The organism is Sinorhizobium sp. (assembly GCF_059070375.1).
Map to the genome: position 1 here is coordinate 79,133 of NZ_JCACWC010000002.1, position 24,689 is coordinate 103,821.

The following is a 24,689-nucleotide window of genomic DNA, read 5'->3' on the forward strand; positions in this document are numbered from 1 at the left end:
GGTGCATTGGTTCCAGGAAAGCACGATTGCTATCTACATGCGCTGCAATCGATCCGCCAGTCTCACACGATTGCTGCTTGTCACAAATTATTGCTCTCGGACCGTCGCCCGTTCAAGTTTTCCGAGTCGTTCGGTGCAGATCATCTCGACGAGGCGGAGGAGGTGTTCGGTTCGCTCGAGAAGCCACGCGAGCGCTTCTCCGGTAACCTCAAAGTGCTTCGAGTAGCGCGCCTTCACATAGGCTTCGTTGAGAATGTTGTACCAGGCCGTGAAGCGGTGCTGGTCACGGGGCCATGCCTCGATGAGCCGGCGATCCTGATCCTCCGCGAGGCCGCGAAGAAACTTGAGGTTATGCGAAGGCGGGCTGTAGTTTGTGAGCGTTAGGAGTAAGCAGGAGTAGGCAGATTCTGCGGCTTGGTGCAGCAAGAAGGCCGCCCGCTTCTGCCAACCATGCTCAATCGCGTAAGCGGCAAGCTGCTGAAACTCGGTGGCACTCTGGGTCTGCCCTTCAAAATGCTCCTTTGCCACCCTGAGGGCGTCGACGGGAGCAAGCTGTTTCGGCTCGGCCAGCGGCCGATCGTCGAGTTCGTAGAGCACGATGCCCTCACGCAGGATGTCGACGAAGAAATATTGTCCATCCGCTAGGAAGTTGTTCACCTCACGCCGCCCATGGACGATCAGTCCGACCGGGGTCGAAACCTCCTTGTCCCACAGCAGCCGATCGGTCGCCCTGTCCCAATATTCCGGTTGCGCAAGTTTTCTCGTGTTGACAATGACAAGGATGTCGTAATCGGAGCGGTAGCCCTTCATCGTGTGCGGTTCGTCCACCCACGTTCCGCGGGCATAGGAGCCGAATAGGATGATCTTGACGACGCGGCCACGTTTCTTGAAGTCTGCTGTGCCGCCCTTGAGCGCGTCAGCGAACTCCTCATGGATGATCTCGACGACGCGGGCAAGCTCGCGCTGCTTCTTCTCCGGCAGATGTTCGAGGCTTGATCTCATATCCAAGCGATAGGGCAAAGACGATTCGCCGTCTACCGTTGGAATTCATAGGAACTTTGTCATCAGATAGAAGACCATTGATCTCAAATCGGATATAAATAGTTCTATACCCCTCTGATGCGCACGACGGACCAACAGTCGCTGGAACGTACACTTGGTTAAGTCGCGTTACCCCAAGGGGCTGCAGGAGACCGTGGAGGTGAACCGCATTGTCAAGGAACCGTATGGTTCACGGATTTTGAGTCCTTTCGCATCGTTTGCCGTTGGCCCGTTGCTTTCATCGATCATCAATAGATGCGGCGATGTTTCGCCCCGAGGCTCACGAGCGTGCGGGAGAGCGCATGGCCGGCGCCCCAGCCGCCGACCGGTGCAATGCATGCGCCGCGGCGACGACAATCGTGACCGCGGTGATGGTGACGACGACCGCCGGAGGCCGCAGCGACGGTTCTGACAACCGGGGTCCCGGGTGCGCGAACTAATGTAGCTCGGGGGCAGAGATGCAGCCGCCGGTCTTAATGAGGATGGGCTGCGCCATCTTGATTGACGAGCATGGCTTGATCCTGACTTGTCACATTGGCCCGAGTGCCAGGCAGATTTCCGGCAGTTAAGCTTAATTCAGGTGCGGAGAGCGGCGCTTGCCCAGCCCGGCGGGCGGCCTACTTTCATCTCAGAGGACTTTTTGCGCGGCATGTCAGACATCAGAAAGCAAAGTTCTCGTCTTTCGCAGCCGCCTTCTTACAGTCAGTGCTGGGGATCGGGGGAAACCCCGATGCGCCTGCCGTGAATTCGTCCAAGACGGTAACGCCCTTCGAATTGGCAACGGCGACCATGCGCTGTCCGCAGATTTCACGAGTGCGCGGGTGGTCGCTCGTCGCCCCCTTGGGCGGGTGGTTCGGGGAGCGGCTGCCAATGTGTTGGAGAAACGGTCTCTCCTTCGGCTGAGAGCCATGCTTCTGTCTCGGCATCGAAGTAACCTTCAAAGACCGTCCTGTGATCATGCGGGTACGCGGGATCAAATAAGAGAACGTCGGTCCAGTCCCTTGGCGCGCTGTCTATCGGCTCCCATTTTTTCCCAGTGCTCATTGGTTCCCATCCTCTGATTGATATTAGAGATTGAATAGTACGGCATTCTAACATATCGGCTAATTTTATGCCTGCCTTTCATCTGTCTCCTGCGACTCTGACGCGGCGCCGAGCGGGACGGGTTGTTCGGGAAGCGGCTGCCAAAGTTTCGGCTGGCAAAAGGTCGAAGTCTTCCTAGGTAGACCCGCGATCACGGGTCTACCCGTTTCACAGAGACCATCGACGCCGCTGTTGAGTTCGTCAGTTAGTCGGCATCATTGCCCTATAGTCCTACTGACGGCTTCAATTGGGGAGGCCCGACCTATTCAAGCAGAGAAAGGCGCAGTTGAATGACCCGGAGCCGGTGGACCCGGCAAACACTGCAATAGCGTTGTGCGTCGCGGCGTTGAAGGTAACCGGCCGATTGTTACCGCGGAGGTTTCGCCTTGACGCGAGCGATGACTTCTTCGTCGTCGACAAAGCTATTGAGGAAGTCGTTCCATTCCCGAGTTGAGCGGCGAGTATAGGAGTGATGTACGAACGGACAGATAGGCACTAGGAGCGGGCGTGGAAAGCCGATGGCTCCAAGGGCGTGTATCCGAAATACCGAAAGTCGTCCGAATACAGGCCGTTGACGATCTCCGATCACTTCTGGACTGTAATGCTCTATATACTTGAGCTCAGATCGAGAGGGATTTCTGACGTTTAGGTCTTCTGTTTCGGCGCACTCGAGTTTGAGAATTTTCTCGAGCTTTCGTATGTCGTCCCACAGCGTCTCGGTTTTCCCTACGAAATCGACAAATAACCTGCCATTTAAATGGGTGAATTCATGCATGGGGCAAAAGCAGATCCAGAAAGGATCGTTGCGGATGTCCGCTCTAGTTACGTATTCAATTACGTACCGGTTGAAGTCTTCTCCGATCCTATCGAAAATGGGCTTCTTGGATTCCTCCCAATGCTTCAACTTATATGCGGCGAGAATGTCCTGTTGAAAGCCTGAGTAGATCCGGTCATAGGGGTTCCGGACGAAGCTGAACTTGAAAAAATCTCGGGTGAGATCGGCATGGCTTGACGCGAGAAAACGCTTGATTGGAACATGTTCTGAGAAATGCTCAGTCGGGCGCTTGATGTCGATGTATTGGCTGAGGGCTTTTCGTACGGTGGCAGATCCCGTTTTTGGGACTACGAAATAAATAAACTGCTTCTGAAGGGATATACCCATCTGTTACCTTCCGACGGACTGAGGCGAACTGTACACTGCATACTGCCGTCGCTCGCCCCTTTCAATGGCGTTGGAGGGGCGCCACCCGGATGCGTGCCAATTTGCTCAACAGCCTTTTCACCGACACGGGTGTGATGCGCGAGATCCTTCAGCGGATCGAGGCGAGCCAGCGACGGCGCGCAGTTGCGGCGTTGATTCCACTTCCGCTGAAAGTACAATGCGCACAAGCGACGTTCGAAGGTGAGCGCGACGAACAGCCCACTGCTTTCGGCGTTGACGGAACTAATAGCGATTTTTCTCTTCTGCTTTGCGCGCTTTGGCATGAAGTAGCTTCGGATATTGACGAGCGCTTCGGGGACGGCGGCAGCATCCTCGTGGGTGGTGGGCCCTTTAGTCTCGCTGAGTTTATCACCCGTGACGGCATGGCCGCGAATGACGGGCCGCCACATTGGGGGCGAACCCAGTCGCTATCAGAAAGCAGACGTCCCATTCCATGGCATCAAAGGTTAGATCATCGATCCTGGTGAACCGGTGGTCTTTCGGTGTTTCGGAAATGCTGGCAGAGATGCGGTTATATTCCGCAACGATGGTCTGCACTGCCCGATGTTCGGTTGTTCCATCGGCAGGTTCAGGGCCTCTGGAGCAGTCAGCTCCGGGATCCACTCACGTGGGTCGATAAACTTCGGGCCTGTAAGTTCCAACACCATTGCCTCCTATCGCGACACCTTCAGACTCCTGTTTGCATTCGCACAGACGCGCCTTGGGAGGTCCCCATCTCAGTTGACACTGCGGGACGCCCCTTTCATCGGTGCATTCCTGGAGGACCTTGAGACGAAGAGAGCCGCTTCGGTGAGGACCCGGAATCTCCGCCTCACGGCAATTCGCTCCTTCTTCCGATATGCGGCGTTCGAGGAGCCCACACATAGCGCCCACATTCAACGTGTGCTCGCGATCCCCAGCAAGCGATGTGACAAGAGGCAGCTTCAGTTTCTAACCAGGCCCGAGATGGAAGCGATCCTGGACTGCACGAATCGAAGCACGTGGTTGGGACGCCGCGATTACTCACTGCTATTGCTGGCCGCGCAAACGGGGCTGTGGGTCTCGGAGATCATCGATCTTGACAGAGACTCGGTAAAGCTCGGAAAGGGTGCGCATGTGCAATGCGTCGGCAAGGGCCGCAAAGAGCGAAGTACGCCACTCACCAAGGTTGCACAGCAAGCCCTCCGGCGTTGGCTCAAGGAACCAGGGAAGCGAGGCGCAACGGCTCTCTTTCCGAATATGCACGGTGGCAGGATCAGCGCCGACGGCGTGCAGGCACTGCTGAACAAATATGCCGCCAAAGCGCGCGAGCACTGCGTCTCCCTTCGCTCAAAGCGGATATCGCCCCATGTCTTGCGGCACAGCGCTGCCATGGAGTTGCTACAGGCGAGCGTCGACTGTTCGGTCATTGCCCTGTGGCTGGGCCATGAGGCGATGGAAACGACACTGACCTATCTTAATGCACATCTTGAACTGAAGGAATCCGCGCTCGCAAAGCTGAAGCCGTACGAACGCGCCAAAGCCGAGCGATTTCGACCAAACGACCGGCTTCTGGAATTCCTGAACGCCCTCTGAGCATGAGAACTATGCCGAGTGTCAACCACTGCTTCCCGGCCGAACTGGCCGGGAACACGCGGCGTACCGTCCCCGTCAGGAGAGGCGTTCGGCATAGTTCGACGGTCGGCATAAACAGCGAAGGTGAACAATATCGATCCGCTTGCCTGGCTCACTCAGACCTCGAGCGCATTGCTAACGGCTGGCCGAGCTCAGAAATCGACGCACTCATGCCGTGGAATTACGCGGCCTGAACGGCCTCAGCTTGCCGCTTAAGACTACGCGCTCTGGGGAGGCATTCGTTCTCCAACGACGGTCACCGGCACGAACATGGCCTGCTGCGCGCAGGCTTGCGCGGATCGTCGAGCGGTCAGCCCGGCTTCGCGGCGCCAGACGTTCAGTAAACCACGATTGACACCCCGGCACCGGGCGACGGCCGAGATGTTCACGGCGGGTTCCGCGCTTTCGGCAAGAATCCGCGCCTTTTCTTCGTCGGTCCAATTCCGCCGCTGTCGTCGACCGGTGATTACCTCGATCCGCCGGTAGACTCCATCATGCCTGGCTTCATCCATGGCTTCAGCATGGCACCAGCGCGATCTCTAACCATCCCGTTCCACTCCTGCAGATGAACGAGCTTATCTCGCGGTCTCAATCAGCAAAGAAAAGGTGGGCTGTTCGTCGCGCTCACTTTCGAAGCGGTCCCTTGGATGGAATAGGATAATTGCGCCCCCAGCTTTATGGTGACCAACGTCGCGTTGGAGGCTGCAGCGGTCCCCCACTGCAGCTCTATTTATGTCAGGCCAGCTCTCGATCTTAAGGAGCGGGGCTGCCGCCGCCTTGCCACTCGTCGCCCAGCGCATCCTTTGCCGGGCTGCCGTCCAGAGGCGCGATGAGTATCTGCACCAGCTCGTGCTCTGAAATGCCGCTTTCAGACTGCAAAAGGAGCCGCTCCGACGCCTCACTTGCGAGGCTCGCGACCGCTCCGGCCGCGTCAATTAAAGCAGAAAGTAGTTCTCCGCCAAGGTCACGGCGTCGTCCAAATGAATCTTGAGGTCTGCGATCCGATCACCATTCACATCTGCGTATATGAAAGTGTCGGAAGACAGCTTCTCGTACCTCAGTTCGCCAGCGGTCCCCTTGAAAGCCGCGGTGCCAATGAAAGAGAAAGCTTGATTACCCGATATCTTGGCATTTGCATCGATAGCCGAGAGGTCAATCCTATCCTGCTCGTTAGGCACGAAATCGAAGATGGTATCGACCTTCGCCCCTGTTGATTCAGAGAGTGCCTTGAAGACGAACCTGTCGGCGCCCATTCCTCCGACCAGCCGGTCTGCCCCCGAGCCTCCGTAGATCCAATCGTTCCCAGAGCCCGCGCCGATAATATCGTCGCCGGCTCCTCCGGAAAGGCTATTTGCGCTCCCGTTGCCATAGAGTTCGTCTGCGTAATTGGAACCGATCAAGCTCTCAACCGCAGAATAAGTGTCGCCCTTTGCATCTCCGGTGTTTCCGCTCGGGCTACCTAGATTGGCGATAACGCCGCTCGTAGCGGTCACATACGAAGCGGCGTCATTTCCGATGCCGCCGATGAGCTTGTCACCACTCGCCCCGCCGATCAGGATATCATTACCGTCGCCCCCGTTGAGTATGTTGACATAGGCGTTTCCTCCGAGGACATCTGAAAAGCGCGTTCCTGTGAGGTTTTCAATCCCGTAGTACGTATCCCCGGCGGCGTCATTGGTGTTGGTCGACTTGGCAGCGAGGCTTGCTTTCACCCCGGCCGCGGCGCTTTCGTATGAAGCCGTGTCATTTCCGGCGGCGCCATCCAGACGGTCCTTTCCCGCGCCTCCTATGAGGGTGTCATTTCCGGTCTCACCGTAGAGGAGGTCATCGCCGGCCTTTCCAATCAGAGTGTCGTTGCCGCCGCCGGCCATGATCTTGTCGGCACCGATATCGCCCATCAAAGTTTGAGAGGAGGAGTTCCCCACAATCGTCTCGATCACGTCGGTCACGGCTATCACGAAATCCCTAGTAAAGGATCCGCTCGCGTTCGAAACTACAACTGTGATGGTGTATGACTGTTTCGTTTCATAGTTCAGAGTGTCGTTGACGTATAGCTTGTTGTCGACAATCCAGAACGTTCCACCGGCTGAGTCCTTAAGCCAATAATCCACCTCGTCACCTTCGGGATCGACCGCAACAAATGAACCGATCAAGGTGTCGATGGACGCGGTTTCAGCGACCTTCGAATTGGACAATGTCAGCGCACTTGGCGCTTCATTGACGTCAGCTATATTGATCGTGAACGACTTGACTACAGTGAACTTTCCGTCAGAAACTTCGAAGGTTACCGTCTTCGTCGGAGCTTTTTCGAAGTCGAGCGGCTTCGCAAGCTGAATGCCATTGGCGCCTGCCAGTTTGAATGTGCCCCCCGCATCGTCTATCAATTTGAATGTTAGGACTGAATCTTCTGGATCTACCCCAGATACGTAGTCGAACACGGTGCCGACTTTGATATCTTCTCGGACTTCTGCTCCACCCATCCAAACTAGGTGCGGCGGCTCGTCAACATCTTCGATTGATACAAAGAACTTTTTGAGAACCTTGTTCACCCCGTCGGAGACCTCGACCTGGAACGTCTTCCCCTGCAGCTCTTCGTAACTGACCGGCTTAGCCAACTGGACTTTATTGCCGTTAAGCTTAACCAGGCCTCCACCACTGTCCACCAATTGATATGTGAGGGGCTGCCCTTCTGGGTCAGTGGCCGATAGTGTGCCGATCGTCGTGCCGACAGGAGAGTTCTCTGCTATCGAGTTGTTGGACAAGGTGATATTGGTTGGGGGCAGGTTCCCAGAGATCGTCGTCATCGCGGCCACCGTCTGCAATTTGTCACTGATGAATGGCACCCTTTCCCAGAGGTTGATAAATGCCCCACGTATATGCCTAGCCTGCTTTCCATTGTTCACCTTGATTCTTCGGCAATATGATCTGCAGGGACCGTAGCTTCAATTGCATCGGAATCAAGGGTGCAACCGAAGATTTAGTCCTGGATTCGCAAAATTCAACTGCAGCTCTGTTTGGGTCAGGAGCGGGCTGCCGCCGCCCATAAATGCCGTCACAGCTTTGCGAGAACGTCGATCTGCGGAACCCGCGTCGGCCCTTCGGAACGGTGCATCTGAAGCAGCCTCACCTCAACGTGCAGGCCTCGATAGGCTGCCATGCGAATGGCGTCGTTGAAGATCCGCCTTGACTCACGCAGATTGTCGGCGGTCGCGTTGCTCTCATATTCCGAGCGCCGTGCGCGGAGCCAATGGCGCTGGGGTGATCCGGCCGGTTTCTTCCGCCCGGCGTCGGCGAAGTCGAAGCTGCCGCATCTGATAAAGCCCGGGTGCTCGCAGTATAGTCCGGATTCGTAGTGAGGCTTCGCACCCAGCTCGCCACTCAATGGAAGATCTCCTGTGGTCGCCTCCCCAATTTTGGGGAGTTCGAGCATCGTCATGAATTTGACAGCCAAGCCCGCCCGAGTGACTACGGGGGCAAGACGCCTCTTGAAAGCCGCACCATAGCAGGGGGCAACACCACCATTCCGCCATCTGCCTTGAGTTACGCCACGCTCGCGGAAATCCGCGATGCGCAGGATGGCCAACTTCATTGACGATCAAGGCGTGGCCTGACTTCTCATATTGGCCCGAGCGCCAGGGAGCTTTCCGGCAGTTAAGCTTAAATCAGTGCGGAGTTGTGGCGTTTGCTCAGCCCGGCGGGCGACTCACTTCCACCTCGTAGCCGGCTTCGCACCAACGGAAATCATGGATATCGGCGGGGGAGTTGATCATTGGACCGCGCCAACCTGATTTGTGGCTTAGGTTGGCATTTCGGCCTGCGATCAAAGGAAGAAGTCGTCGACGCGCAGGCTCGTGACGCCGTTCACGCGGATCTGGAAATCGGCGTAGCCGTCGCCATTGACGTCTCCCGAGATGATCCCGGAGCGGAAATTGAGCTCTCCGGCCTCGCCCGAGAAGGCGTTGCTGCCGACATAGGTAAAGCCCTGGTTCCCGCTCCAGGTCGTGTCGGCATCGATCGTTGACAGGTCGATGACGTCGTATTCGGCCCGGCGGAAGTCGGTGATTACGTCGCGGCTGCTGCCGGCCGCTGTTTCCCCGATCGCGTTGAAATCGAATGTATCCGTCCCGGCGCCGCCAGCCAGATAGTCGAAGCCGGTGCCGCCGCGCAGGATGTCGGCACCCGAGCCGCCATAGAGATCGTCGGCGCCGGCGCCCCCGTCGAGGAAATCGTTGCCTCCGAGTCCCTCGAGAATATCGTCGCCGCCGAGGCCGCGCAGGGTGTTGGCGGCGGCGCTACCGGTTATGTCATCATGGCCGTAATTCGTGCCGATCGCGTTCTCTATACTGATCAGGTCTTCGCGGCGACCGGTCGCGGTGGTTGCGTACTGGTAGCCGAGGTCGATGGTGACCCCTCTGCCACGCTCCGAGCTCCAGGTGTCCTGGAATTGGTAGCTGATCGTGTCGATGCCGCTGCCGCCGTTGAAGTAGTTGTTGAAGCCGACGGAGAGGAAGGTGTCGTTGCCGCTTTCGCCGTAATAGTCGCTGGCGTAGCCTTCGATCTCGAAGCGGTCGTTGCCACTGCCGCCATAGACGATGTCGTGGGAGCTCGCATCACGTGCACGGATGTCGGTAATGTAGAGATCGTTGCCGCCGCCCAGATAAATGTCGTTGCCACCTTCGAAGGAGTTCACCACGAGGTCATTGCCGTAACCCGCATCGACGAAATTGTATCCGCCGTAGCTGTCTGTCCGGTTCAGGTAGATGTCGTCGTCGCCGTCATAGGCGTAGATCTCGACGGCGATATAGCCGTTCTGCTTGATGATGTCGGCATAGTTCGTTCCGTAGATGCGCGCAGCCATTGCTGGACCTTTCAGAGAAGCCGTTGAAATCTATGGCTGATCATCGGGCAGCGAAGCTGAATGGCCGGTGAACCGATTGCGGCGCTTTCGTGATTGATGGGCGTAGGATTGCGGGACGCCGAAGTGCAGACCAGATGGGCAATCTTGCCGGAAGATCATTTCTCGGTCAGCTCAAACCTCCTGAAGCGAAGCTGTCTTTCAGGCAACTCCCAGCGCGGGCCCGATCGAACATCGCGATGCGCCAGGATGGACACCTGGGACTCAAACGATGGCGCCAGTCACTATTGCGACTTTTGAAGGAGCGACCGCACTTTCGGCCTGACAACCTGCAGGGTGTCTGCCGACCGGCATGTGTTGGTTCTCTTGGTCGTCCGTCAGCCTGCTCTTTCGCACTTGATCCGGATCTGAGAGATCGCTCACTCTCAGCTCGCTTCGGATGAGCTTGTCGGTCCTCATCGGAGCCTTTCCCATTCACCACAAACCGTCGCAGCGATTGCCGCTAAGGAACGCTGTCTTCATCGCGAGCCTCCAATTACGTCTTTATCCTGAAATGCAGAGGTGTCGAGAATTGCTGCCGCTGCATATCGATGTCGTTTAGCCGCAAGCGTTCCGCGGGCCGCGCCACGCTTGCACTTCGCCTGCCTGGCAGTGCAATTGAACTTGCCGCGCCAGACACCTGCATCCCGCGAACGCAGAACGTCATTGCGTCGGCAAAGGCGGCCCTGCTGTCTATCTGCCAATCAACGGCATTGGTGCGCTCCACAAGCCACGACTTGACTCTCGCCACGGACATCCAGGGGTGGGTTTAACCATGCTCACGGGCTGTTCATAGCTATTTCAGGCAGCGCCCAATTGAACGCAAAGCCTAGCCAATGAGCTCGGAGAGACGGAGCAACTTGCCGGGCGCAGTCGGTCCCGGCTTCCGTCCTTCGGGCGGCGCGATGCTAAGCCTCCTGCGGCTGCGCTGTTAACCGGTCAAGTTGCGCGCGAACTGGCTTCGACGCTGAGCGTCTGCGCCTGGTACGCTCACTTCACTTTCCATGGCCCTCGCGGGCCAGCTGCTGCATCCCAGGCCATCACGGTGCTGCGGGGAGGGGCTGGTTCACTGCTCTTACAACAGGCTGGAGCTCGGTTTCGTCGTTCCGCGTAGGCTCTGTGAGGCAGATAGCCGCGCATTGAAGCGCACCTCCCGCGTAGCTGCGTCGTAGTACTCAACCAGCGGCTTGGCATATCCGGTAGTACCTCACTAGGAACACCGCCAAACGGCAGGAAAACTCCTTCCAACCTCTAACTTGTTCCCAGTGGCCCCGCATGTGCGGTCAGTTCAAAACCGCCATTTGCAACTCGGCCTGTCGACCCAGCGTTGTCATCCACTCGGTGAACTGCGGTCGGCTTTTGATTTGCCGGCCATAATGGCGGCCGAGCGCTGCTGTCAGGTCGCCTTTGCGTCCAAGTTGCTCGTCGGCGAAACGGATCATCTGCGAATTCGGCCATGCTTGCGGCCGGATCACGATCAAACGGGCAAACAGGTCCTCGGCAGACTCATCTGGGTTCGCCTGCGCCATCAGTGACAGCATGGCGGCCGTCGAGCGCGACACGCCCATATGGCAATGGACGAGCAGATGGCTTGAGCCATTTGCATCCTGCCTTGACTGAAAATCCGTTCCGAAGCGGAGGATCTCGGCCACATGGTCCGGATGGGGCATCACCCGCCCAGGCGCCTCCGCAATGATGTCGTGGAAGCGTAGCGTGGTGCGGTGGTGTTTGCCGTAGGTCTGGAAGGCGTCCAACTCGGGATATTCGGGATCGATCAACGACAGGACGTGGGTGACGTTGCGTGTGCTCTGGCCCGGCAGTTCCTCAATCCCGCAAACTGTCAACTCCGGTGTGAAAATGACATCCATATCCGTTCAATCCCGTTTTCCGCGGTCTATCAGCGCGATCGCGCTCCTGAGCGACAACCTGACGAACTTGACATACATCGGTTTGGGCGGCCGCGATAGGCGGGGTCCAAATGCTCACGCCAGTCTGTTTTGGGCATCTAGTCCGGCCGGACCTGTCGCTCGTCAAAGTAGCGGCGACGTTTAGAACTAAGGACCGGACTTGGCCGAAATGCTCCGCCCGAAACACGCGCCATTTGCGGCGGTGCAGGCTGTGGCCAGCCTTCCCTCGGCATGACGCCGCACCGCAGCGATCAGAACTGCCAGCCAAAACTCGTCGCGGCCACCCTCAAGAAACTGGCCGCGCGGAGATATGGCAGGGAGGTTGAACGCACCGCACTCGAAATGTGGCATGAGCGAAAGCCAATAGGGGTTCCAATTCCTTATCCGCACGACCAGCTGTGCTTGCCGTCCGCTTCACGCCTGCCTCACCCGGCAGCCTCAGCCTTCTTCAACGCTTCGATGAAGTGATCGTTTTCCGCAGGTGAGCCGATGCTGACGCGAATATACGTCTCGAAGCCGGGTTGTTTCCAGGGTTTGACGATGACGCCTTGCTGGAGCAGTGCTTCGGCCATCCGGGTTGCCTCTGTGCGTGCGTCGAAGAACAGAAAATTGCATTTCGACGGTGCAATCCGGTAGCCCATCGTCGTGAGTTCTGTCTTCATCCGTTCGCGTTCGACCAGAGCAAGCTCGACGGAACGGTTAAGGTGATCGGTATCATCAAAGGCGGTGAGGGCGGATACCTGGGCGATCGCATTGGTGTTGAACGGAGTACGCGCACGATTGAAAAAATCGCAAAGGCTGCCGTCGCTGACAATACCATAGCCGATGCGCAGGCCTGCCAGTCCGTAGGCTTTCGAGAAGGTACGTAGCACGACCCAGTTCAAGCCCGTCACCTTCAGCATGTCGGCGGCACTTGGATAGTCGTCGCCGGCTGCATATTCCGCATAGGCCTCGTCCACCACGATGAGCGTTTCCGGATCGAGCGCGGCGATAACCTTTTCCAGTTGAAGCGGTGTCAGCCATGAGCCGACAGGGTTCATTGGGTTCGAGAACATCAGCATGCGAGGCTTGCGGGCAATTGCGGCGAGAACGGCGTCCATGTCGACGGTGAGGTCCGGTGCAACGGTGACGCGATCGACTTTTCCGCCCATCAGGGTCGTATAGTCTTCATGCAGGGGGAAGGATGGATAGAGCGTTACCACCGTGTCGCCCGCGCGCACCACCGAGCGGCAAATCACGGCGATCAGATCTTCCGAGCCGTTGCCGAGGATAACTTGATTGTTCTCCACATCGAAGCTGGCAGCCAGGCGGGCGCAGAGCGCGCGGCCCTGCGGATCGGGATAAAGCCGGGCCAGTTCACCGATGTCGGGAAAAAGCCCGCGCAAGGCGGGCGAGGGGCCGAGAGGGTTCTCGTTGGAGCCGAGCTTGGCGACTTCGTCGACATGGTACTTCGCCCGCACCTCTTCGAGCGTCAGGCCGGCATTATACGGGGCGATCGAGCGAATTTCTTTCCGTATGGGGGTTGATGGGTTTGCCATTTTACCGTCTCCATGAGGTACCCTTGCTATGTGCTATTCATAAGCCGGGATTCATGATCTGTATATATGTATAGACATGTTGTCGAGATAATGATGTCATCCAGGTTGGAACCAGGACAGGAGCCGTCATGACCCGCCCGATCTTCGACCTTTCCGGCCGCCGCGCCCTCGTTACGGGAGCAAGCCGCGGCATAGGGCAGTCTATCGCTTTCGCCCTGGCCGAGGCCGGTGCGCACGTGGCGGTGACCGCGCGAACGGTAGAGGGCTTGGCTGAGACCCGGGCACTGATCGAAAAGGCCGGCAGACGCGCCGTGGCGCTTGCCCAGGACGTACGCGACGTTGAGGCTTGCTCAAGCGTCACGAGAGCAGCGGCTGAGGGTTTGGGCGGTCTCGACATCCTGGTCAACAATGCCGGGTACGAGAATGTCCGGCCTTCCTTCGATGTAGACGAAGCGCTTTGGGAAGCGATCGTCTCGACCAATCTGAAGGGCGCCTTCTTCTGTGCCCAGGCGGCGGGCCGGATCATGGCGGACGCAAACGGCGGAGCAATCGTCAATCTCTGCTCCCTGACATCCTATGTCGGGATCCCGACGGCGGCACCCTACGGCGCCTCGAAGTCCGGGCTGCTCGGCGTAACGCGTGCCCTGGCAACCGAGTGGGCAGCGCACAACATCCGGGTCAACGCCATAGCGCCCGGCTATTTCCGCACCGCCATGACTGAGGGCTTCTACGAGGACGAGGATTGGCAATCCCGCATGCTGGAAAAAATCCCTCAGCGGCGCTTCGGCAAGGAAAGCGACATCGGCGGTGTCGCGGTTTTCCTCTGCAGCGATGCGGCTGCCTATATCACGGGGCATTGTATTCCTGTCGACGGCGGCTATCTCGCCTCCATCTGATCCGTGCGCGAGCCTGCATGAATGCTCCGTGTGGTGTGCAAACCGTGCGACGGACCCGTCTTGACTGCTTGTCATTCTGTCCGTCGCTGCCAAACTGTCAGCGGCTTTGCGCCTTCCTTTCGCATCTGCACAAATATTTGGCATGTAGAATTGCAGTGCAAAAAATGCGCAATGCCGGTTGACGATACTTGTACTAATATGTATAGACAACTAGACGTAAGGGCTCGTCGAGTGCCTTCCCGCCATGTCGAATAGAATAAAGCTTCGCCGCGGTCTCATCGGTTGGAGCAAGACAGGGGAATTTAATGGGCGTTGTTGCTGCTGGTCTCCGTCCGACCGGATCCGTCAATCCGGTCGCTGTTTCCGTCAAGGACGTCGGCATGGCTTTCGGCGATGTTCACGCTGTCAGGAATGCCTCATTCGACCTCCCCAAGGGGCGGTTCCTGACCATTCTCGGCCCGTCCGGATCCGGTAAGACGACATTGCTGCGCATGATCGCCGGTTTCGACCGGCCGACCCACGGTGAGATCTTCATCAATGGGCGGCCGGTCAGTGCCGTGCCGGCACACAAGCGCGCCATCGGTATGGTGTTCCAAAAGCTCGCGCTTTTTCCTCATATGACGGCGGCCGAAAACGTCGCCTTTCCGCTCAAGATGCGACGCCATGACGCCCGCACGATCCCGGAAAAGGTCGCGCGCTATCTCGATCTCGTGCGCCTCGGCGGCTATGGCGGCCGACGGATCAATGAGTTGTCTGGCGGTCAGCAGCAGCGTGTCGCTATCGCCCGTGCGTTGGTGTTCGAGCCGGACCTGCTTCTGCTTGACGAACCGCTTGCTGCGCTCGATCGCAAGCTGCGCGAGGAGATGCAGCTCGAGTTCCGCCGCATCCAAAAAGAGCTCGGCGTCACCACGATCAATGTCACTCACGACCAGCGAGAGGCGCTGGTGGTTTCCGACGAGGTCATCGTCATGAATGGCGGTTCCATTCAGCAAAAGGCCCGGCCGGTCGATGCGTATCGCGCGCCGTCGAACGCTTTCGTCGCAAACTTCATCGGCGTGACCAATTTCATTAAAGGCAACGTTGTCGAACTTACTTCGGCGCGAGCCGTGTTCGAAGCCAACGGTGTGCGTCTCGTCGGGATCCCTGCCGATGCTGCACTTGCTACCGGCATATCCTGCAGCGGCGCGGTTCGTGCGGAACAGATCCGCATCGCACCGAAGGACAGGCCACTCGAGCGACTCGAAACGGTGGTCGACGGCCAGGTCGTCGATTGCATTTTCGAAGGCGAACGCGTCGTTTACGAAATTCAGGTTCCGAGGCTGGCCGGCGTGCTGATGCGGGTCTTCGACCACGATCCAGAATCTCACTTGCAGTTCGGTCCAGGCGACGAGGTTCGTCTCGGCTGGAATGCCAGGGATATGCATGTCTTTCAAAAATGACCCCGAGAAGGTCCAGCCAGAGGAGAATGTCTAATGCCGCATGATAAATTCCTGTCCGCGCAGATCCGCCGCCGGACGTTGCTTGCGTCGATCGCCGCGGCCGGCGCCTCGGCGGGTCTCTCGACGCTCGGCGCCAGTCGCGCCTTTGCCCAAGAGCCGGAAAAGCCGGCCGAGATCATCGTTCGCGCCTGGGGCGGCAGCTGGGTCGATGCCCTCAAGGCTGGCGTGTCCGACAGCTTTACCAAGATGACCGGGATTGCCGTTCGTCACGATCTGACCGAGGACAACGAGATCCAGCCGAAGGTCTGGGCCGCTGTTGCCCAGAAGCGTGTCCCGCCGATCCACATCAACTGGGATACGACCACGAACGCGACAAAGTCGGCGCTGCGCGGGGTCACCGAGGACCTGTCGGACCTGCCGAATCTCAAGAACGCCACGGATCTTGCCAAGCCGGTCGGTCTCGACGGCTATCCGATCGTCAATACCTACGGCTATGTTTACGTGCTCGCCTATCGCCCGTCGGCCTTCCCGAACGGCGCACCAAAGTCCTGGAAGGATCTGCTCGACCCCAAGCTCAAAGGTCGTATCGCGCTGTATAACGACGGCATCGGCTTCCACTTCCCGGCCCAGGTCGCCGGCGGCGGTAAGCTCGAGGACATTCCCGCCAACATGCAGCCGGCTTGGGATTTCATCTCGAAGATCAAGGAGCAGCAGCCCCTGCTCGGCGAGGACCCGGATTTTACCACCTGGTTCCAGAAGGGCGAGATCGACGCCGCCTGCACCATCTCGACCAATGCGCGCGAAGCCAAGAAGAACGGCATCGAGATCGCCTGGGTCGTGCCGGAGGAAGGCGCAAAGTTCGACACCGACGGCCTTTGGATCCCGAAAGGTCTGCCCGAAAATGAGCTTTACTGGGCCAAGAAGTACATCAATCACGCCCTGACCAAGGAAGCACAGCAGATCTGGCTCGACGGTCTCGGCCTTCCCGGCGTCATCCCCGGCATCACGCCGCCGGCCGATCTGGTGGGCGATCCGTCCTACCCGACCACGGAAGAGGACTTCAAACACCTGATCCGCATCTCGTCCAAGGTACAGGTCGAGAACGAAAGCCAGTGGTTCGCCAAGTTCAAGGAAATCATGCAGGGCTGATGCCTTGTGTGCCCGCCGCGTCCCTTCTCACGGCGGGCAACATTCTCTCGTGAAACAGGATCGATGCCATGCGCGCTTCCCGTGCCGCATATCCCCTGACGTGGCGCGTCATGGATATGCTCGAACGCCTTGCGGCTTTCGTCTGGCCCTCGAGCTTCCAGCGAGGCTTACCTTATCTCATGCTGATGCCCGCGATTGTGCTCGTGGGGCTGCTTGTGCTCGGTCTCGTCCAGATTGGCGACACGAGCCTGAGAACGCTCGATACCAATACCTTCCTGATGTCGGAGAGCTATACGCTCGCCAATTATCAGCGTGTTCTGACCGAGAGCTTCTTTGCGACCGTGGCAGGCCGTAGCCTGATTGGTTCGATGATCGTGACCGCGATCACGCTGGTGTTCGCGTTTCCATATGCTTATCTCATGGTGCGCACGCCCTCGTCCACGCTTCGCAAGTTTCTGCTGGTTGCGTTGTTTTTGCCCTTCTTCATCGGACAGGTTGTGCGCGCCTATGGCTGGCTCATCATTCTCGGCAATCAGGGTATGGTCAACGAGGCGCTCGGTCTCGTAGGCGTCCCGCCGATACGGCTGCTCTACAACTACCCTGCGGTACTGTTCGGCCTCATTCAGTACATGCTGCCTTTCGCGGTGCTGATGCTCGCACCGGCTCTGACCGCGATCCCCAGCGACCTCGAGGCGGCAGCGGCCTCGCTCGGCGCGGGCTGGACCCGCACTTTTCGCCACATCGTTCTGCCGCTTTCCCGACCGGGGCTCGTGGGGGCCGGCCTAGTCGTGATGACACTGTCGCTCACCGACTTCGCTATCCCCGCCATCCTCGGCGGCGGCACGCAGGACTTTATCGCTAACGCGATCTACGACCAGTTCTTCCGCACCTCCGACCAGGGCATGGGTGCTACGCTGTCAATGATGCTCGTTGCGGTCGGGTCCATGCTCGTCGGCGTGGTGTTCATGGTATTCGGCGCAGGCACGCTCGCCATGACAGGAGGCCGTAAATGACGGGCAGCAAGAGTAAATCCTTCGTTCTGTGGGCTTTCGTTGCGACTGCGCTTGTGATGTTGTCTGCGCCCACTGTCGTGGTGCTCGGAGCCTCGTTTACGGCCGGAAACATCATCACCTTTCCGCCGGACGGCCTATCGCTGAAATGGTACGGGGCGATCGCCCAGGCAAGTGACCTGAGGCAGGCCTTCCTGCGTTCGCTGATCGTCGCCACGATATGCACCGTGGTCTCGATCCCGGTCGGGACCCTCGCCGGCATCGCGTTGGCGAAATATCGGGTGCGGTTTGCTCGATCGATCCAGATCTATCTGCTGTTGCCGTTCACCATCCCACTGATCGGTTCCGGCATCGGCATGATGCTGGTACTCGGCAACATAGGCGTTCTCGGGCGGTTGTGGCCGGTGGGTATCGCCTGCTCCGTCATTAACCTGCCCTTCATGGTCTGGGCTGTGACGGCGAGTGCCAGCAATCTGTCGCCCGACCTGGAACTGGCTGCAGCCAATTGCGGAGCGCCGCCGCTGCAACGCTTCCTCTATATCACGCTGCCGGCGGTCCTGCCGGGCGTGATCACGGGATCGCTGCTGATGTTCATCCTCGCGCTCAACGAGTTTCTGGTCAGCCTCCTGCTGGTGGATGCTCGAAGCGTGACGCTGCCGGTGCAGATCTACAATTCCATCCGCTCGATCATCACGCCCGACCTGGCCGCCATCTCCGTGGTGTTCATCGCCTGCGCGGGTGTTGCGATCGCGCTGCTCGACCGGCTCGTCGGTCTCGACATCTTCCTGAAATCGAAATGACCCTGCGGCCCTGCGAGGGCGAGATACAAGGACAAGACGATGACCAACGTGTCTTTCTACGAATATTCCAAGCTGAACCTCGAGGAAAAGGCCGCCCTGCTGCGCCGTTCGGAAACCGACATATCGGCCTTCATCGAGAAGGTCGCGCCGATCGTGGAGGCCGTCCGCACCGAGGGAGACAGGGCGCTTGCACGATTTGGCCGCGAACTCGACAAGGCCGACGTCACGGAAGCCAATCTGAAGGTTACCGCGGCCGAGTTCGATGCGGCCTTCAAGCTCGTTGATGCAAGCGTGATCGAATCCGTTCAATTCGGCATAGACAACATCCGCAAATTCCATGAGGAGCAGAAGCCTGAAGCCATGTGGCTGAAGGAGATCCGTCCCGGCGCATTTGCCGGAGACCGCTTTACGCCCATTCAGTCGGTCGCGCTCTACGTGCCGCGCGGCAAAGGTTCTTTCCCGTCGGTGACTATGATGACATCGGTCCCGGCCGTTGTTGCGGGCGTCTCCAATCTGGCCATCGTCACGCCGCCGGCACCGGACGGTTCGGTCGATGCTGCGACGCTGGTTGCCGCACGCCTGGCCGGTGTCGAAACCGTCTACAAGGTGGGCGGCGCGCAGGCCGTTGCTGCCGTCGCCTATGGCACCGAAACCATCAAGCCGGCGCTGAAGATCGTCGGTCCCGGCAGCCCGTGGGTGGTCGCCGCCAAGCGCTTGCTTTCCGGCGTCATCGATACCGGTCTTCCCGCCGGTCCGTCCGAAGTGATGATCCTCGCCGATGATACGGTCCATGGTGGTCTTGCCGCGCTCGACCTGCTGATCGAGGCGGAACATGGCCCGGATTCCTCCGCCTATCTCGTTACCCACAGCCGCCGCGTCGCCGAGGAGGCGCTCGCAGCCCTTCCAGAACACTGGGCGAAGATGACCGAACAGCGCGTCGCCTTCTCAACGGCCGTGCTGAGCGGAAAGACAGGCGGCATCGTTCTCACCTCGTCCATCGAGGAAAGTTACGAGTTCGTAAACGCCTATGCGCCGGAGCATCTGGAGCTTCTCTCAGAAGAGCCCTTCATTCATCTCGGCCACATCACTGAAGCGTCCGAAATCCTGATGGGTCCCCATACTCCGGTCAGCATCGCCAACTTTTCGCTTGGGCCGAACGCCGTATTGCCGACCAGCCGCTGGGCCAGAACGTTCGGCCCGCTGTCGGTCAGTGATTTCGTCAAGCGCAGCTCGATCGGCTATGTCACGGCACCGGCCTATCCGGAATTCGCCAAGCATTCCCACAATCTGGCGATCTACGAGGGTTTCTCCTCGCATGCGCTCGCCGTGTCGTCGGTGCGCGATCGTTATCTGAAGCAAGGCGCCTGAACTATGAAGGCTGTGCGGCTCTACGACGCCAAGGACTTGCGGGTGGAGGAGGTCGCCGAACTGTCGGCGCCGCCGCCAGGCTTCGTCAACCTTGAAGTAAGGGCTGCCGGCATCTGCGGTTCCGACCTTCACAACTACCGTACCGGCCAATGGATCTCGCGCCGGCCCTCGACGGCAGGCCATGAATTTTGCGGTCGCGTGACTGCTATCGGAGAGGGCGTCAGCCATGTGGTGCGGGGAGACGTCGTCTCTGCGGACTCGCGCATGTGGTGCGGCACCTGTCCGGCTTGCACGAGCGGCCGCAAAAATGTCTGCGAGGCCTTGGGTTTCGTCGGCGAGATCTGTGACGGTGGCTTTGCCGAGGCGGTGCAATTGCCAGCCCGACTGGTCGTGCGCCACGATCCTGAGCTTTCGCCCCATATTGCCGCTATGGCCGAACCGATGGCGGTCGCCTTGCATGCCGTGCGTCGCCTCGCCATTCCGGCCGGCGAACCGGTTCTCGTCATCGGCTGCGGCACGATCGGCGGGTTGAGCGCCCTGCTTCTCTCCCGGTTGCACGCTGGTCCGCTGCTGCTGGCCGATCTGAACGCCGACAAAGCCGCTCTTGTCGCCGAGGTGACTGGCGGCGCGGTCGTTGCTCTCGACAGGGCGGTGATCGAAAAAGCACTTTCCGGCGGAAGGGTGCGCTATGCGCTGGATGCCACCGGCAGCATTCAGGCGATCGCACGGGCTCTCGACATCCTGTCGGCCGGCGGAGCGCTGGCGCTCGTCGGCATTGGCCACGGCAGGCTCGATTTCGACCCGAACATCCTAGTGGAGCGGGAGATGTCACTCGTCGGCTGCCATGCCTTTGCAGACGAGTTGCCCGAGAGCGTTGGGTTACTCGTCGATCTCGCACCCGCGCTGCAACGTTTCATCGAGGTGCTGCCGGCGCTCGACGATGTGCCCGAGGCATACGAAAGGCTGCTGAGGGGCGACAGCAAGGCGCTTAAGACGATCATCGAGGTGGCGGGCTAAGTCCGGTCCGTCATGTCATTCCGGGTGCCGGCTCATTTAAGGCGGCGGTGGAGGCAGTGAACCATGAATACGCTTTCAGATTCTGCATCGCCGCTCTACGCCAAGGTGAAGGACTTCGTCCTTGGCAACATCGGCAGCGGCAAGTGGGCGCGCAACAGCCGGCTTCCGTCCGAGAACGAACTCGTTATGGCACTCGGCGTGTCCCGTATGACCGTTCACCGGGCGCTGCGGGAGCTCACTTCGGAGGGGCATCTGCGCCGCATTCAGGGCGTCGGCACCTTTGTCGCTCCGCCGCGGCCCCAGTCGACGTTGATCGAAATCAGCAACATCATCGCCGAGATCAGAGCGCGCGGTAGCCGGCACCGCGCCGAGGTGTTCGTGCTCGAGCGCATTGCACGACCGGAACCAGAGCTTCTGCTCGCCTTCGAGTTTGAGGCGGTGAAGCCCGTCGACCATTCCGTAGTCATTCATTTCGAGAACGACCTGCCGGTGCAGCTCGAGGAGCGCTACGTCAATCCCAACCTCGTTTCCGGCTATGTCGACCAGGACTTTGCCGCAGTCGCCACTTATGACTACCTACAGAACGCAACGCCGCTGACCGAGGTGGAGCACCTCATCAGCGCTCTGCCGGCGAGTGCTGACCAGGCTCGCCTGCTGAACATTCGCCCGGGTGACTGCTGCCTGGTCCTGCACCGCAAGACCTGGACAGGACCGGTCGTCGCAACTGTGAATACCTTCACCTATGTCGGCAGCCGTTATTCGCTCGGCAGCCGCTATCTGCACGGCGGCAAGTGACCGCCGTTCCTATCCAAAAGACCCATTCGGAAAGAACGCTATGAGCCAGGCCACGAGCCGCACCGCGCAAATCAGGAAAATCGCCAAAACCGGAGACGGCATGGCGGAACAGTTGCTGGCCGAGCTGCTGCGCGACCTTTTCGGGATCGAGGCAAAGAACGTCGCGATCAATCACGACCAGTATAGCCTCAATTCCCTCAATGGATTCTTCGATACCGAAGATGGCGCGTTCTTTTTCAAGTTCCATCAGGAAGAAGGCGAGGAGGCCATGAGCGGCGAATATTACCGCGCCGACATCCTGGCCCGCGCCGGACTTCCCGTAGATCAGCCATTGCTGATGTCGACTCTTCCGGGCGAACAGATCCTTGTCTATCGCCGACGCACTGATCCGCGTTTTTCCGATGTGCTGCGAGCGCTGGATCTGAATGACGATGCTGCCGCAAGAGACAGGGCTGTTGAGGCCGAACGCAGGCTGAGCGAAGCCGTGCTTCAGGTCTATCTCGATACGCTGCATCCGGTGAATGCCGGAGAGGTTGCGGCCGAGCCGATCCACCGGCTCTTTTACGAACGGCTCATCGACCCGTCGGCAGGTACCTATCCGGGCGGGCGAATGGCGAGCTTCTATGTCGGCAAGGACTTTACCTTTCCAAACCTGACGATCGATTGGGAGACGCTTTCGCGCTGCCGTTTTGTGGTGAACGGCATCGAATACCGCGACAGCCTCGGTGCCCTCTTCGATGCCGCGCATGAGCGGTTGAACCCCTTGCGGCTGACCGATGCCGGGGGAGTGGTCGCGCATGGCGATGCCCACAACGCGAATGTCTGGTACGAGGAGCGCGAAGACAGGGCGCGCTTGTCTTTTTTCGACCCCGCCTTTGCCGGCGAGAACATCCCGACATTGCTCGCCGAAGTGAAGACGACCTTCCATAACACCCTCGCCCATCCGCTGTGGCTCTACGATCCTGCCATGGCGGCTGAGCACTACAAGGCAAACGTAATGCTCGATGGTAGTCTGCTCCGCGTAACGACCGACTTCATGCCAAGTTCCGTCAGGCGGGCGCTTCTCGACGTGAAGGCAGAGGCACTATGGCGTCCACTGCTCCACGAACTGAAGGCGCGGGGCATGCTTCCGGCCGACTGGCGCCGGGTGATCCGGCTTGGCCTTTTCCTCTGCCCGACGCTGGTGATGAACCTGCGGGCCGGCGCAACGACCCATAATGCGATTTCCTCCCTGATAGGCTTCTCCGTCGCGGTGATGGCCGGAAGCGAGCCGGCTGCGGGAGACGATTTAATTTCAAGCTTCATCGACACAATCGATCCGGACAACGGCTGACATGGCGCTGGTCAACATCCACGACTTTCGCGATCTCGCCCGACGGCGGCTGCCGAAGATCTTCTTCGACTATATAGACGGCGGCTCCTTCGAGGAGGAGACGATGCGGGCGAATCGCTCGGACTTCTCCCGCATAACCCTGCGCCAGAACGTGCTAGTCGAGCCGCAGCCGCAGGACCTTTCCACGGCTTATCTTGGGAGACGTCATCCCCTGCCGTTCATGCTCGGGCCGGTCGGCTTCCTCGGCCTTTATTCCGGCAAGGGCGAGGTCAAGGCCTTGCAGGCGGCGCATGCCGCGGGCATCCCCTTCTGCCTATCAACCTTTTCCATCGCTTCACTAGCCGACCTTCGCACCGTCACGGAAGGGCCGCTGCATTTCCAGCTCTATGTGCTGGAGGATCGCTCGCTATGCGAGGAATTGCTCCAAGCGGCAGAACAGGCCGGCGTCGATACCCTGTTCGTAACGGTGGACACAGCCATTACGGGCATTCGCGAACGGGATGTGCGAAACGGCTTCCGATCGCTGACGCGGGTGACGCCGGACCTCTTCGCCCGCCTCGCGCTGAAGCCGCGCTGGCTCGCACAGGTGGCCCTTGCCGGCATGCCGTCGGTCAGGGCTATCGAGCACCGGCCGGAATTCGGTCGCGGCGCGCTTGAGCAGGCGGCCAATCTCTCGCGCCGAATTGACAAGACGCTGTCGTGGAGAGACATCGCCTCGCTACGCGAACGCTGGACGGGCAAGCTCGTAATTAAAGGCGTTCTCACGCCCGCTGATGCCGTACGCGCTCGCGATCTCGGTTGCGATGGGGTGGTGATTTCCAACCACGGCGGACGTCAACTCGACGGTGCCCCGAGCACGATCCGCGCCCTGCCGAGCATTCGCGCCGCCGTGGGAACCGACTTCTGCCTTATGCTTGACGGCGGTATCCTCCGGGGCGCGGACGTCATCAAGGCGATCGCGCTCGGCGCAGACGGCGTGATGCTTGGCCGAGCTTATACCTATGGCCTCTCGGCCGCCGGGAAGGCGGGCGTGGCCGAGGTGATCGCCATCCTCGAGCGGGAGATTTCGATCAGCCTTGCATTGATGGGAATTGCCTCGATCGAGCAGCTCAAGGCTCTCGGCGCGGAAGCCGTCTCGACATTATGACGGGAGAGCTGCGCAGCTTACCGGCGACGAAACGCTGTTGCATTCAGCGGTGCTGAATTCGACGTCCAGGTGGTCACGAGCGGCAGTGAGGCGATAGCCTCTTGAAATCCGCAGACTCCACCATTTCAGGCGTGGCCGCCCCTACTCGGTTCTCCCATCGACCTGACGGTTAGTGGCGCGCGTGTCGCCCGAGAGATCAACCCGACGTGGATCGTGTATATCAGTGGACATGGCTTTCTAAGCTCGGGCGTCCAGAAGTGTCCCGAACGGCATTATGCTAGAAAAGCCGTTCCCCCCAGCAAAACTGGTAGAGACTGTGTCCAATTTTCTAGCAACGTAGCCACATCGTCATCGCTGTAGCGAGAACGCCCTGCAAGGATGTAGCAGGTGCCCATCCGGGAAAACCCCGATCTTGCGGAGCAGGTCCTTCGCGCGGGCCCAGACTGACACAAAAACC

Annotated in this window: 18 protein-coding genes and 5 pseudogenes; 12 read left to right on the forward strand and 11 right to left on the reverse strand. The window is 59.3% G+C overall.

The genetic code is table 11. The annotated features are described in order from the left end of the window. Window positions 1-87 precede the first annotated feature (87 nt). From AC5J09_RS05090 to AC5J09_RS05105, 4 genes and pseudogenes are all read right to left on the reverse strand, one after another. Window positions 88-1,002, reverse strand: coding sequence for a nucleotidyltransferase and HEPN domain-containing protein (locus tag AC5J09_RS05090; protein WP_494297118.1), 915 nt, complete (start codon window positions 1,000-1,002; stop codon window positions 88-90). An 846-nt stretch (window positions 1,003-1,848) separates the two neighbouring features. Further along, window positions 1,849-2,139: a DUF551 domain-containing protein gene (locus AC5J09_RS05095; protein ID WP_494297119.1), complete on the reverse strand. Its 291-nt coding sequence runs from the start codon at window positions 2,137-2,139 to the stop codon at window positions 1,849-1,851. A gap of 712 nt (window positions 2,140-2,851) precedes the next feature. Next, window positions 2,852-3,286, reverse strand: a pseudogene (locus AC5J09_RS05100) (sulfotransferase family 2 domain-containing protein); the annotation flags it as partial. 296 nt (window positions 3,287-3,582) lie between these two features. After that, window positions 3,583-3,981: pseudogene (locus tag AC5J09_RS05105) on the reverse strand (YecA/YgfB family protein); the annotation flags it as partial. Between the two features lie 40 nt (window positions 3,982-4,021). Here AC5J09_RS05105 and AC5J09_RS05110 point away from each other — a divergent pair. Together AC5J09_RS05110 and AC5J09_RS05115 are read left to right on the forward strand one after the other, a co-directional pair. Beyond that, entirely contained in the window at window positions 4,022-4,900 is an 879-nt protein-coding gene (locus tag AC5J09_RS05110) for a tyrosine-type recombinase/integrase (protein WP_494297656.1), read from the forward strand. A gap of 114 nt (window positions 4,901-5,014) precedes the next feature. Then, window positions 5,015-5,133 (forward strand): annotated as a pseudogene (locus AC5J09_RS05115) (transposase domain-containing protein); the annotation flags it as partial. 24 nt (window positions 5,134-5,157) lie between these two features. On the opposite strand, the gene AC5J09_RS05120 reads toward AC5J09_RS05115, so the two are convergent. The 7 genes and pseudogenes from AC5J09_RS05120 to AC5J09_RS05150 form a co-directional block, all read right to left on the reverse strand. Further along, window positions 5,158-5,451: a transposase gene (locus AC5J09_RS05120; RefSeq protein ID WP_494297120.1), complete on the reverse strand. Its 294-nt coding sequence runs from the start codon at window positions 5,449-5,451 to the stop codon at window positions 5,158-5,160. Between the two features lie 423 nt (window positions 5,452-5,874). After that, entirely contained in the window at window positions 5,875-7,842 is a 1,968-nt protein-coding gene (locus tag AC5J09_RS05125; RefSeq protein WP_494297121.1) for a calcium-binding protein, read from the reverse strand. A gap of 470 nt (window positions 7,843-8,312) precedes the next feature. Further along, window positions 8,313-8,479, reverse strand: a pseudogene (locus AC5J09_RS05130) (VOC family protein); the annotation flags it as partial. Between the two features lie 280 nt (window positions 8,480-8,759). After that, complete coding sequence (locus AC5J09_RS05135; protein ID WP_494297122.1) at window positions 8,760-9,797, reverse strand: calcium-binding protein; 1,038 nt, start codon at window positions 9,795-9,797, stop codon at window positions 8,760-8,762. Between the two features lie 1,135 nt (window positions 9,798-10,932). Then, a pseudogene (locus AC5J09_RS05140) lies at window positions 10,933-11,081 on the reverse strand (IS21 family transposase); the annotation flags it as partial. A gap of 35 nt (window positions 11,082-11,116) precedes the next feature. Continuing rightward, entirely contained in the window at window positions 11,117-11,701 is a 585-nt protein-coding gene (locus AC5J09_RS05145; RefSeq protein WP_411927392.1) for a tyrosine phosphatase family protein, read from the reverse strand. Window positions 11,702-12,165: 464 nt separating this feature from the next. Beyond that, window positions 12,166-13,278 carry a histidinol-phosphate transaminase gene (locus tag AC5J09_RS05150; protein WP_494297123.1) on the reverse strand — a complete coding sequence of 371 codons (1,113 nt, stop codon included), beginning with the start codon at window positions 13,276-13,278 and terminating at the stop codon, window positions 12,166-12,168. 128 nt (window positions 13,279-13,406) lie between these two features. Here AC5J09_RS05150 and AC5J09_RS05155 point away from each other — a divergent pair, with 128 nt between their 5' ends. The 10 genes from AC5J09_RS05155 to AC5J09_RS05200 all read left to right on the forward strand — a co-directional run bounded on the left by AC5J09_RS05155 (window position 13,407) and on the right by AC5J09_RS05200 (window position 24,232). Beyond that, window positions 13,407-14,174: an SDR family NAD(P)-dependent oxidoreductase gene (locus tag AC5J09_RS05155; protein WP_494297124.1), complete on the forward strand. Its 768-nt coding sequence runs from the start codon at window positions 13,407-13,409 to the stop codon at window positions 14,172-14,174. A 305-nt stretch (window positions 14,175-14,479) separates the two neighbouring features. Next, window positions 14,480-15,613, forward strand: coding sequence for an ABC transporter ATP-binding protein (locus tag AC5J09_RS05160; RefSeq protein WP_494297125.1), 1,134 nt, complete (start codon window positions 14,480-14,482; stop codon window positions 15,611-15,613). A gap of 33 nt (window positions 15,614-15,646) precedes the next feature. After that, complete coding sequence (locus tag AC5J09_RS05165; protein WP_494297126.1) at window positions 15,647-16,762, forward strand: ABC transporter substrate-binding protein; 1,116 nt, start codon at window positions 15,647-15,649, stop codon at window positions 16,760-16,762. Between the two features lie 68 nt (window positions 16,763-16,830). Further along, complete coding sequence (locus AC5J09_RS05170; protein WP_494297127.1) at window positions 16,831-17,775, forward strand: ABC transporter permease; 945 nt, start codon at window positions 16,831-16,833, stop codon at window positions 17,773-17,775. Then, on the forward strand, window positions 17,772-18,572 hold the full coding sequence (locus AC5J09_RS05175; protein WP_100674383.1) for an ABC transporter permease: 801 nt from the start codon (window positions 17,772-17,774) through the stop codon (window positions 18,570-18,572). The genes AC5J09_RS05170 and AC5J09_RS05175 overlap by 4 nt, the downstream gene beginning before the upstream one ends. A 39-nt stretch (window positions 18,573-18,611) precedes the next feature. After that, window positions 18,612-19,940 carry a histidinol dehydrogenase gene (gene hisD, locus AC5J09_RS05180; RefSeq protein ID WP_494297128.1) on the forward strand — a complete coding sequence of 443 codons (1,329 nt, stop codon included), beginning with the start codon at window positions 18,612-18,614 and terminating at the stop codon, window positions 19,938-19,940. 3 nt (window positions 19,941-19,943) lie between these two features. Beyond that, window positions 19,944-20,957, forward strand: a complete 1,014-nt coding sequence (locus AC5J09_RS05185; protein ID WP_494297129.1) for a zinc-dependent alcohol dehydrogenase — start codon at window positions 19,944-19,946, stop codon at window positions 20,955-20,957. A gap of 63 nt (window positions 20,958-21,020) precedes the next feature. After that, window positions 21,021-21,752: a histidine utilization transcriptional repressor HutC gene (gene hutC, locus AC5J09_RS05190; protein WP_494297130.1), complete on the forward strand. Its 732-nt coding sequence runs from the start codon at window positions 21,021-21,023 to the stop codon at window positions 21,750-21,752. A 112-nt stretch (window positions 21,753-21,864) separates the two neighbouring features. Next, complete coding sequence (locus AC5J09_RS05195; RefSeq protein ID WP_494297657.1) at window positions 21,865-23,085, forward strand: hypothetical protein; 1,221 nt, start codon at window positions 21,865-21,867, stop codon at window positions 23,083-23,085. 1 nt (window position 23,086) lies between these two features. After that, window positions 23,087-24,232, forward strand: coding sequence for an alpha-hydroxy acid oxidase (locus AC5J09_RS05200; protein WP_494297131.1), 1,146 nt, complete (start codon window positions 23,087-23,089; stop codon window positions 24,230-24,232). Window positions 24,233-24,689: the final 457 nt, after the last annotated feature.